The 10,082-nt window shown below is 63.1% G+C and carries 9 protein-coding genes; all 9 read left to right on the forward strand.

Going from position 1 to position 10,082, the window contains the following annotated elements; translation table 11 throughout:
* Positions 1-67: 67 nt before the first annotated feature.
* Positions 68-934 (forward strand): IclR family transcriptional regulator, encoded by an 867-nt coding sequence (locus tag XI04_RS02880; protein ID WP_028142130.1) that lies wholly within the window; start codon positions 68-70, stop codon positions 932-934.
* A 66-nt stretch (positions 935-1,000) separates the two neighbouring features.
* Positions 1,001-1,798: an ABC transporter ATP-binding protein gene (locus XI04_RS02885; protein WP_028142131.1), complete on the forward strand. Its 798-nt coding sequence runs from the start codon at positions 1,001-1,003 to the stop codon at positions 1,796-1,798.
* Positions 1,795-2,508, forward strand: coding sequence for an ABC transporter ATP-binding protein (locus XI04_RS02890; protein WP_018318824.1), 714 nt, complete (start codon positions 1,795-1,797; stop codon positions 2,506-2,508). Before XI04_RS02885 ends, XI04_RS02890 begins: the two co-directional genes overlap by 4 nt.
* Before the next feature lie 13 nt (positions 2,509-2,521).
* Positions 2,522-3,400, forward strand: a complete 879-nt coding sequence (locus XI04_RS02895) for a branched-chain amino acid ABC transporter permease (protein ID WP_028142132.1) — start codon at positions 2,522-2,524, stop codon at positions 3,398-3,400.
* A gap of 2 nt (positions 3,401-3,402) precedes the next feature.
* Complete coding sequence (locus XI04_RS02900; RefSeq protein WP_028142133.1) at positions 3,403-4,422, forward strand: branched-chain amino acid ABC transporter permease; 1,020 nt, start codon at positions 3,403-3,405, stop codon at positions 4,420-4,422.
* Positions 4,423-4,452: 30 nt separating this feature from the next.
* Positions 4,453-5,688: an ABC transporter substrate-binding protein gene (locus XI04_RS02905; RefSeq protein WP_028142134.1), complete on the forward strand. Its 1,236-nt coding sequence runs from the start codon at positions 4,453-4,455 to the stop codon at positions 5,686-5,688.
* Positions 5,689-5,809: 121 nt separating this feature from the next.
* Positions 5,810-7,036, forward strand: a complete 1,227-nt coding sequence (locus XI04_RS02910; RefSeq protein ID WP_212475131.1) for an ABC transporter substrate-binding protein — start codon at positions 5,810-5,812, stop codon at positions 7,034-7,036.
* A 238-nt stretch (positions 7,037-7,274) separates the two neighbouring features.
* Positions 7,275-8,504: an ABC transporter substrate-binding protein gene (locus XI04_RS02915; RefSeq protein WP_028142136.1), complete on the forward strand. Its 1,230-nt coding sequence runs from the start codon at positions 7,275-7,277 to the stop codon at positions 8,502-8,504.
* Positions 8,505-8,702: 198 nt separating this feature from the next.
* A complete protein-coding gene (locus tag XI04_RS02920) occupies positions 8,703-9,986 on the forward strand; it encodes a glycerate kinase type-2 family protein (RefSeq protein ID WP_028142137.1) in 1,284 nt (427 codons plus the stop codon).
* Positions 9,987-10,082 lie beyond the last annotated feature (96 nt).

A 10,082-nucleotide genomic window follows, 5' to 3' on the forward strand; every position in this document is an offset into this window, starting at 1 on the left:
TCTTGACGGCAGGGTTATTTTGAAGCACGTGGCTTGTCAACGACTCCGCGCAAGAAGCAGATCAGGGATGAAGCGTACAGGAAAGAAGACTGCGACCGATCGGAATTTCGTCGTCGCGCTTTCCCGCGGACTGGACGTATTGCGCGCATTCCACCCCAATGACGGCCTTCTCGGCAATCAGGAGATTGCGGCTCGCACCAATCTGCCGAAGCCGACCGTGTCGCGGCTGACCTACACCTTGACCAAGCTGGGCTATCTTGCGCCGGTTCCCCGCTTCGAGAAGTACCAGCTCACACCCGCGGCGATGTCGCTCGGCTACGCCGCGCTCGCCAATCTCGGCGTTCGGCATTTGTCCGAGCCGTTCCGCGAGGACGTGATGCGCGCGACCGGCGGCGCCGTCGCCGTCGGCGGCCGCGACCGTCACAGCATGATCTATTTCGGGCAAAGCCGCGGCAGCGAGACCGTCGGGGTTCAACTTGACGTCGGCTCCCGCGTGCCGATTGCAACCAGCGCGATGGGCCGCGCCTATTTCTGGGCGCTCGACGACGCGGACCGCGCAGACCTGTCGCGCCTCTTGCGCGAACATTACGGCAGCCGCTGGCCCAAGATGCGCGACGGGCTGGAACGTTCCGGCGAAACCGTCGCGAAATACGGTTTTGCGATCTCCGTCGGCGACTGGCACGACGACATCGGCGCCGCCGGCGTCGCACTCAGGCTCAACGACGGAACCGGTCCCTACGCATTCAATTGCGGCGCGCCCGCATTCCGCTTCACGGAAGAGCGTTTGATCAACGACATTGGACCGCGTCTCTTAGCGATGGTAAGGAACATCGAAGCGGCGCTCGGGGGTCTAATGCCGCATTCCAAAAAAGACGTCAGCAAAAAGCTGAAATCAGGAGGAAAAGTTGCGCGTGTGGCCGAGGGATTCAGATAGCCTTTGTCATCATCGGGAGCGGTTCGTATCGCCCCTTCGCTCACTGAATGACGTGAGCGAGACGAGATGACGCAGGCACAGCTCGCGCAGGGGACATCGCCCCTGCTCGCGGTTCGCGACGTCAGCGTCGTGTTCGGCGGCATCATCGCGCTCAACGGCGTGTCCTTCGACATGCACAAGGGCCAGATCCTCGGCTTGATCGGCCCCAACGGCGCCGGCAAGACCACGCTCTTCAACTGCCTGTCCCGGCTCTACCAGCCGTCATCCGGCGACATCCTGATGGAGGGCGCGAGCATCCTGAGGCGGCCGCCGCACCGGATCGCCGAGATCGGCATCGGCCGCACCTTCCAGAACGTGGCACTGTTTCCGAATCTCTCGGTGATGGACAACGTCCGCGTCGGCGCGCATTCGAGGACCTCGAGCGACATCATCAGCGACTCCCTGAAGCTTGCCTGGGTTCGCCGCAGCGAAACCAGCGTCAACAAGAAGGTGCACGAGATCCTTGCCTATCTCGACCTCGAGGACGTCGCCCACACCGTGGTCTCCGGCCTGCCCTTCGGCACGCAGAAGCGCGTCGAGCTGGCGCGCGCACTGGCAGCCGATCCCAAAATCCTGCTGCTCGACGAGCCCGCCGGTGGCCTCAACCACGAAGAGGTCTACGTGCTCGGCGACCTCATTCGCCGCATTCGCGACGACCGGCACATGACCGTGCTGCTGGTCGAGCATCACATGGGCCTGGTGATGTCGATCGCCGACCATGTCGTTGCGCTGAATTTCGGCAAGAAGCTCGCGGAAGGCACGCCGGCCCAGGTGCAGGCGGACCCCGACGTCATCAAGGCCTATCTCGGGAGCAAGGACCAATGACGACATTGCTCAACGTCAAGGACCTGCGCGCCTATTACGGCCAGGTCCAGGCGCTCCATGGCCTGTCCTTCTCGCTCAACGAGGGCTCGCTGGTGACGCTGCTCGGGGCCAACGGCGCCGGCAAGACCACCACGCTGCGCGCGATCTGCAACATGGTGCGCTCCACCGGCGGCATCGAGTTCGACGGCAAGCCGCTGAACAACCGCTCCACCGAGAGCATCGTGCGGTTCGGCATCGCCCATGTGCCGCAGGGCCGCGGAACCTTCACCACCATGACGGTGGAGGAGAATCTCCAGCTCGGGGCCATCACCCGCAAGGACAGCGCCGGCATCGTCTCCGACATCGAGCGCATGTATGCGCATTTCCCGGTGCTGAAGCAGCGCCACACCCAGCAGGCCGGCACGCTCTCCGGCGGCGAGCAGCAGATGCTCGCGGTCGCCCGCGCCCTGATGCTGCGGCCGCGGCTGATGCTGCTGGACGAGCCCTCCTTCGGCCTCGCGCCGCTGGTGGTGCGCGACCTGTTCGGCATCCTTGGCAAGATCAACCGCGAGGACAAGGTGTCGATCCTGGTGGTCGAGCAGAACGCCCAGCTCGCGCTGGAGCTCGCCGACCAGGCCTATGTGATCGAGACCGGCCGCATCGTGATGTCGGGCAACGCCAAGGACATCGCGAACAACGAAGAAATCCGCAAATCCTATCTGGGTTACTGAGGGAGCCGGGACAATGGAGCTGTTCACCAACCAGGTCCTGGCCGGCATTGCCACGGGCGCGATCTACGCCTGCATGGCGCTCGCCGTGGTCATGATCTACCAGGCCATCGACCATCTCAACTTCGCGCAGGGCGAGATGGCGATGTTCTCGACCTTCATCTCCTGGCAGCTGATGCAATGGGGCGTGCCTTATTGGGCCGCCTTCGTGATCACGCTGGCCTTCTCCTTCGTCGCCGGCATCGCGATCGAGCGGATCCTGTTCAAGCCGCTGACAAAGGCACCGGTGCTGACCAACGTCGCCGGGTTCATCGCGCTGTTCGCGATCATCAACTCCTCGGCGGGCCTGATCTGGGACTTCACCATCAAGCAATATCCGACCCCGTTCGGCTCCGCGCCGTTCCTCGGCAGCCAGCTGATCTCGACCCACCAGGCCGGCATGATCGGCGTCACCATACTGCTGCTGCTCGGGCTCTATTTCTTCTTCCAGTACACGCGGATCGGTCTTGCCATGCGCGCGGCCGCCTCCGTGCCTGAATCGGCCCGCCTCGTCGGCATCAACACCTCCTGGATGATCGCGCTCGGCTGGGGCATGGCGACCGCGATCGGCTCGATCGCCGGCATGCTGATCGCGCCGGTCGTGTTTCTCGAGCCGAACATGATGGGCGGCGTGCTGATCTACGGCTTTGCCGCGGCCGTGCTCGGCGGACTGACCAGCCCGTTCGGCGCCGTGGTCGGCGGCTTCCTGGTCGGTGTCTTCGAGAACCTCGCCGGCACCTACATCCCCGGCGTCGGCAACGAGCTGAAACTCCCGATCGCGCTCGCGCTGATCATCTCCGTCCTGGTCGTCAAACCCGCCGGCCTGTTCGGTCGGCACATCGTCAAGCGAGTTTGATCATGAGCGCTGCAGAAGAAGTCGTTGCAGAAGGCCACCAGGCGGTCGAGGCCGTTCCGAAGCGGGCCATGACGCTGGGCACCGGCACCTCGCTGGTGGTGCTCGCGGCGCTCTTGATCGTGCCGATGTTCGTCAAGAACTTCGTCATCTTCCAGATGACGATGCTCCTGATCTACGGGCTCGCCGTGCTGGCGCTGAACATCCTGACCGGCGGCTCCGGCCAGTTCTCGCTCGGCCAGAGCGCGTTCTACGCCGTCGGCGCCTATACGTCGGCGGTGCTGATGGAGCACGCCAACATCAACTACGCGCTGACCATTCCGATCTCCGCCGTGGTCTGCTTCGGCTTCGGGTACCTGTTCGGCAAACCGGCTCTGCGGCTGTCGGGCGTCTATCTCGCGCTCGCGACCTTCGCACTCGCGACCGCGATGCCGCAGCTGCTGAAGCTGAACTTCCTGGAACACTGGACCGGCGGCGTGCAGGGCCTCGTCGTCACCAAGCCGGATGCGCCGTTCGGCCTGCCGATGTCGCAGGACACGTGGCTGTACTACTTCACGCTCATCGTCACGATCGCGATCTACATGCTCTCGGTGAACCTGTTGCGCTCGAGGTCGGGCCGCGCCTTCATGGCGATCCGCGACAACGAGATCGCGGCGTCCTCGATGGGTGTCAACGTCGCACTCTACAAGACGCTGGCTTTCGGCGTGTCGGCGGCGATCACGGGCATTGCTGGCTCGCTCGGCGCCATCGCGGTGCAGTTCGTGGCTCCCGACAGCTACACCATCACGCTCGCGATCTCGCTGTTCCTCGGCATGGTGGTCGGCGGCGTCGGCTGGCTGCCCGGCTCGTTCGTCGGTGCGGCCTTCATCATCTTCGTGCCGAACATGGCGGAGAGCATCTCCAAGGGCCTCTCCGGCGCGGTGTTCGGTGTGCTGCTGTTCCTCGTCATCTACCTCGTGCCGCACGGCGCAAGGCAGATCGCGATCATTGGCCAGCAACTCGTCGGCAAGCTCAAAAAGAACTGAAGTCCCGTTAAATTAAGCAAGGAGACCGAATTGCATTTTGGAAGAACACTGCGAGCCGCCGCGCTGGTCACGGCAACGGCGGCCATCACTCTCACCTCCGGCGCGGCACTCGCCCAAAAGAAATACGACACCGGCGCAAGTGACACCGAGATCAAGGTCGGCAACATCATGCCGTACAGCGGTCCGGCGTCGGCCTATGGCATCATCGGCAAGACCGAAGAAGCCTATTTCAAGATGATCAACGACAAGGGCGGCATCAACGGCCGCAAGATCAACTTCGTCACCTATGACGACGGCTATTCGCCGCCGAAGGCGGTCGAGCAGGTCCGCAAGCTGGTCGAGAGCGACGAGGTGCTGGCCGTGTTCAATCCGCTCGGCACACCCTCGAACAGCGCGATCCAGAAGTATCTCAACGCCAAGAAAATCCCGCAGCTCTTCGTCGCCACCGGCGCCACCAAGTGGAACGATCCGAAGAACTTCCCCTGGACCATCGGCTGGCAGCCCTCCTACCAGAGCGAAGCCCAGATCTACGCGAAATGGCTGATGAAGGAGAAGCCCGACGCCAAGGTCGCGATCCTCTATCAGAACGACGATTTCGGCAAAGACTACCTCAAGGGCACCAAGGACGGTCTCGGTGCCAAGGGCGCGTCCATGATCATCATGGAAGAGAGCTATGAGGTGTCCGAGCCGTCGATCGATGGCCATATCGTCAAGATCAAGGCCGCCAATCCCGACGTGCTGCTGATCTATGCGACGCCCAAATTCGCGGCGCAGACCATCAAGAAGACGGCCGAGCTCAGCTGGAAGCCGCTCCAGATCCTCACCAACGTCTCGATCTCGGTCGGCAGCGTGATGAAGCCCGCCGGCTTCGAGAATGCACAGGGCGTGCTGTCGGCGGCCTATGCCAAGGACTCCACCGATCCGCAGTGGGCCAACGACCCCGGCATGAAGAAGTGGAACGAGTTCGTCGACAAGTACATGCCGGGCGCCGACAAGTCCGACACCAGCATGGTCTATGGCTACGGCGCGGCCTCGACCCTGGCCAAGGTCCTGGAGATGTGTGGTGACGATCTCACCCGCGCCAATCTCATGAAGCAGGCGGCTTCGCTGAAGGATTTTGCGCCGGATACGCTCCTGCCCGGCGTCAAGATCAACACCAGCGCTACCGACTTCGCCCCGATTGCGCAGCTGCAGATGCAGCGCTTCAAGGGTGAGAAGTGGGAACTGTTCGGCGAGATCATCAGCGGCGACGTCGCCTCCGAGTGACACGCTGACGCAATAGTCCGACCCTCGAGAAGCCCCCGCGAGCGATCACGGGGGCTTTTTGTTGACGGCAGGCGCCAATCTTGTTCAATGCGGCGCCGATCCAACTCGGGGCAGGAGAACAATGTCCGCCGTTCGTTTTCAGGTTGCGGCCCTCTGGACCGGGCTCGCTTTGTGCACTGCGATGAGCAGCCCGGCACTGGCGCAGAAGAAGTACGACAGCGGCGCATCCGATACCGAGATTAGAATAGGCAACATCATGCCCTATAGCGGCCCGGCCTCTGCCTACGCCGCGATCGGCAGGGCCGAGGAAGCCTATTTCCGCAAGGTCAATGCCGAGGGCGGCATCAACGGGCGCAAGATCAAGTTCATCTCCTATGACGACGCCTATTCGCCGCCGAAGACGGTGGAGCAGGCGCGCAAGCTGGTCGAGAGCGACGGGGTGCTGCTGATCTTCGGCTCGCTCGGCACGTCCACCAACGGCGCCATCCGCAAATACATGAACGAGAAGAAGGTGCCGCAATTGTTCGTGGCGAGCGGCGCCTCGAAGTGGAACGATCCCAGGCAATATCCCTGGACCATGGGCTGGCAGCCCAGCTACGCGAGCGAGGCGCGGATCTACGCCAAATACATCATGAAGGAGAAGCCGGACGGAAAGATCGGCGTGCTCTACCAGAACGACGATTTCGGCAAGGATTATCTGAAGGGGCTAAAGGATGGCCTCGGGCCCAAGGCCTCGATGATCGTGCTGGAAGAGGCCTACGACACGTCGGAGCCCGCCATCGACGAGCACGTCGTGAAGCTGAAGGCCTCGGGCGCCGACGTGTTCATCAGCATCACCACGCCGAAATTCGCCGCGCAGGCGATCAAGAAGGCGGCGGAGATCAACTGGCATCCGGTCCACATCGTCTCCAACGTCTCGGCCTCCGTCGGCGGCGTGATCGAGCCGGCGGGCCTGGAGATCTCGCAAGGCCTGCTGTCGGCGAGCTACACCAAGGACGGCTCCGATCCGCAGTGGAATGCCGACGACGGCATGAAGAAATTCTATAACTTCCTCGCGCAATATGATCCCAAGGCCAACAAGCTCGATGCCGGCGTCGTGTTCGGCTATGCCGCCGCGCAGACCATGGTCAAAGTGCTGCAGATGTGCGGCGACGACCTCACCCGCGAGAACGTCATGAGGCAGGCAGCCTCCTTGAAGGATTTCGAGCCCGACACGCTGCTGCCCGGCATCAGGATCAACACGGCGCCGGACAATTTCGCCCCGATCGAGCAGTTGCAGATGATGCGTTTCAAGGGCCGGAAATGGGAGCTGTTCGGCGACATCATCTCGAGCGAGATGGGCCACTGAAGCGGCGCAACCCAAAATCGCTCCAGATTGGTTAAACAACTCAAGACAGCCGGACCTTCTCGCAGTCGCACACGAGAGCCGGCCGTCCCTGACTACTAAAGACGCAGCCCCCGCGACGCCGTCCCGGGGGCTTTCTGTTGAAGGCATCAGCCAAATCGTATTGAATTGCGGCAGCGTCGCCAAGAAAATCGAGACAAGAAAAGGGGCGCATACACACCAAGAAAATAGGGAGATAGGAATGCCCGCTGTCACCGGCAAACTTGCAGCCGCATCGCTGGCGCTTGCGCTCATTGCGGCCTCGGCCTCCACCGCATCGGCCCAGAAGAAATACGATACCGGCGCGACCGATACGGAGATCAAGATCGGCAACATCATGCCCTACAGCGGACCGGCCTCCGCCTACGGCATCATCGGGCGGACCGAAGCCGCCTATTTCAAGAAGATCAACGAAGAGGGCGGCATCAACGGCCGCAAGATCAATTTCGTCTCCTACGACGACGCCTATTCGCCGCCGAAGACGGTGGAGCAGGCACGCAAGCTGGTCGAGAGCGACGAGGTTCTGCTGATCTTCAATTCACTCGGCACGCCGCCGAACTCGGCCATTCAGAAATACATGAACTCGAAGAAGGTGCCGCAGCTGTTCGTCGCGACCGGCGCCACCAAATGGAATGATCCGCAGAACTTCCCCTGGACCATGGGCTGGCAGCCCAATTACCAGAGCGAGACGCAGATCTACGCGAAATACATCCTGAAGGAGATGCCGAATGCCAAGATCGGCGTGCTCTACCAGAACGACGATTACGGCAAGGACTACCTGAAGGGCCTGAAAGACGGGCTCGGCGCCAAGGCCGCGAGCATGATCGTGCTGGAGGAAAGCTACGAGACCTCCGAGCCGACGATCGACAATCACATCGTGAAGATGAAGGCGACCGGCGCCGACATCTTCATCAACATCACCACACCGAAGTTCGCGGCACAGGCGATCAAGAAGATCTCCGAAATCGGCTGGAAGCCGACCCACTTCCTCAACAACGTCTCGGCCTCGGTCGGCAGCGTAATCAAGCCCGCCGGCTTCGAGAATTCGCAGGACATCATTTCGGCTGCCTACCTGAAGGACGTGTCGGATCCTCAGTGGAAGGACGACGCCGGCATGAAGGGTTTCCTGGAGTTCATGACGAAATACTTCCCTGAAGGTGACAAGCTCGACGGCGGCACCATCGTCGGTTACGGCGTGGCGCAGACGCTGGTGGAAGTGCTGAAGAAGTGCGGCGACAATCTCACGCGCGAGAACGTCATGAAGCAGGCGGCGAGCCTGAAGGACTTCCGCACCGAGGTGCTGCTGCCCGGCATCAAGATCAACACCGGCGCGAACGACTTCGCACCGATCAGCTCGCTTCAGCTCATGAGGTTCAAGGGCGAGAAGTGGGATCTGTTCGGCGACGTCATCAGCGCTGACGCCGGCGGCTAGCCTCCAGCTGGATCGCAGTGTTCAAAAGGGCCCTCCGCGAAATCATCGCGGAGGGCTTCTTGCTACGCGGCGATTATGATCACGCGATTGCATATTCGAATGATGACACAGCCGGCTTACGCTTTGGCCGCCGATGCGCTAGGCAGGTGAACGGCGGCGTGTGTCGCCAGTTTGTTCCGTCTGCCGAAGGCCATCGTCATGACCGACCGCCGTCCCCTGCTCCGCGCGCTCTACGACGCCGCCGTTGCCGCTGCCCATCCCAATGTGGTGCTGGCGCCGCATTTGGGGCCCGCGCCAAGAGGACGCGTGATCTGCCTCGCCGCCGGCAAGGGCGCGGGCGCCATGGCCGCGGCAGCCGAACGGCATTATCTCGACACGCTCAAGCTGGCGCCGGAGCGGCTCGTCGGCATCGCCACCACGCGCCATGGCTACGGCGTGCCGACGCGCCGCATCCGCGTGGTCGAGGCCGGGCATCCCGTGCCGGATGAGGCTGGCCTCAAGGGCGCGGCCGACACGCTCGCGCTCGCAGGCGAGGCCGGGCCGGACGATCTGCTCCTGGTGCTGCTCACCGGCGGCGGCTCGGCGAACTGGATCGCGCCCAGCGACGGTATCAGCTTCGCGCAGAAACAGGCGGTCAACAAGGCGCTGCTACGCTCGGGCGCGCCGATCGGTGAGATGAACGTCGTGCGCAAACACCTGTCGCGGATCAAGGGCGGACGCCTTGCGCGTGCCGGCAAGAACGCCGCCCAGATCGTGACGCTCGCGATCTCCGACGTGCCGCATGACGACGCTTCCGCGATCGCCTCCGGCCCGACCGTGCCTGATCCGACCACGCTGGCCGATGCGCGCGCCATCGTCGCGAAATACAAGCTCGACATCGACGATGCCGTGCGCCGCGCGCTCGACGATCCCGCCAACGAAAGCTGCAAGCCCGGCGATGCCGCCTTTTCGCGCGCGCATTTCGAATTGATCGCGCGGCCCAAGCAGTCGCTCGACGCCGCGGTGAAGCTCGCGCGCGAATCCGGTTACGAGACCATCGACCTCGGCGCCGATCTCGAAGGCGAGGCGCGCGAGGTCGCCGCCGCTCACGCCAGCCTGGCGCTGCAAGCGCGCGCGCAAGGCAAGCGCCTCGCGATCCTCTCCGGCGGCGAGCTCACCGTCACGGTGCGCGGCAATGGACGTGGCGGGCCGAACCAGGAATACGCGTTGGCGCTCGCCGCTCTGCTCAAGGACACGCCTGACATCTCGGCGCTGGCCGGCGACACCGACGGCGCCGACGGCGGCGCCGGCAACCCCACCGACCCCGCCGGCGCGCTGATCGACGCGACGACCTTCGCAAAGATGAAGGCGCAGGGGCTTCAGCCGCAAGCGTACCTGGACAACAACGACGCCACGACGTTCTTCGAGGCGACCGGCGACCTGCTGCTACCGGGCCCGACGCTGACCAACGTGAACGACATCAGGGTAATTTTGGTGGATTGAGGCTGAGATTTCTCCCCCGTCATGGCCGGGCTTGATGTTTAGTCCGGGGACATGGCTGACACCTGTTCGGACACATCACTGACAGGTTGGCCATTG

It is taken from the genome of Bradyrhizobium sp. CCBAU 11430, from assembly GCF_028128855.1.
Classification (GTDB): Bacteria; Pseudomonadota; Alphaproteobacteria; order Rhizobiales; family Xanthobacteraceae; genus Bradyrhizobium; species Bradyrhizobium ottawaense.

Excerpts from the sequence above, each read along its gene's own strand:
- XI04_RS02900 (WP_028142133.1), top strand. The coding sequence starts at position 3,403 with ATGAGCGCTGCAGAAGAAGTCGTTGCAGAAGGCCACCAGGCGGTCGAG.
- XI04_RS02915 (WP_028142136.1), top strand. The coding sequence starts at position 7,275 with ATGCCCGCTGTCACCGGCAAACTTGCAGCCGCATCGCTGGCGCTTGCG.
- XI04_RS02880 (WP_028142130.1), top strand. The coding sequence starts at position 68 with ATGAAGCGTACAGGAAAGAAGACTGCGACCGATCGGAATTTCGTCGTC.
- XI04_RS02885 (WP_028142131.1), top strand. The coding sequence starts at position 1,001 with ATGACGCAGGCACAGCTCGCGCAGGGGACATCGCCCCTGCTCGCGGTT.
- XI04_RS02910 (WP_212475131.1), top strand. The coding sequence starts at position 5,810 with ATGTCCGCCGTTCGTTTTCAGGTTGCGGCCCTCTGGACCGGGCTCGCT.
- XI04_RS02895 (WP_028142132.1), top strand. The coding sequence starts at position 2,522 with ATGGAGCTGTTCACCAACCAGGTCCTGGCCGGCATTGCCACGGGCGCG.
- XI04_RS02920 (WP_028142137.1), top strand. The coding sequence starts at position 8,703 with ATGACCGACCGCCGTCCCCTGCTCCGCGCGCTCTACGACGCCGCCGTT.
- XI04_RS02890 (WP_018318824.1), top strand. The coding sequence starts at position 1,795 with ATGACGACATTGCTCAACGTCAAGGACCTGCGCGCCTATTACGGCCAG.